Genomic DNA, 419 nt, shown 5'->3' on the forward strand with positions numbered 1-419 from the left:
ACGATAACGCATTAAGTAACGTTATTTTGTTGTTTAATGCGTTTTTTATATTCACTTACAAATACCTTGGAAATGATTAAGATTCGATTCCTAAAATTCCAGAAATTTCTATAACCATAAGAAACCCGTTTAATTAGTTTTATTTTATTATTAATTCCCTCAATTGGCCCATTCGTTAAATGTGGGTAACGCATCGTATTTGAGATATAGGGCAAGTATTTGATGAATGTTTGAATGACGCGCTTGAGGCCTTGTGAAATATCTTTTGTCTTTGAATCCTGTAAGATGAACTGTAATTGCTGGATATCGTTTGCTTTCAGAGCACTTAAAAGACGATGCCCTGTTTCATATGTCTCTTTGAGCCTCTCATCAAGGCCCAATAAATACTGAACTAAACTGTATTGACTCTGCCAAGACTT

The 419-nt window shown here is 34.1% G+C and carries 1 protein-coding gene; it reads right to left on the reverse strand.

Annotated elements, in window-relative coordinates:
* Window positions 1-11 precede the first annotated feature (11 nt).
* On the reverse strand, window positions 12-419 hold a 408-nt coding region (locus CD118_RS11735), incomplete at its 5' end, for a transposase (RefSeq protein WP_142380885.1).

The organism is Staphylococcus coagulans (assembly GCF_002901995.1).
In the GTDB taxonomy this organism is placed as follows: domain Bacteria; phylum Bacillota; class Bacilli; order Staphylococcales; family Staphylococcaceae; genus Staphylococcus; species Staphylococcus coagulans.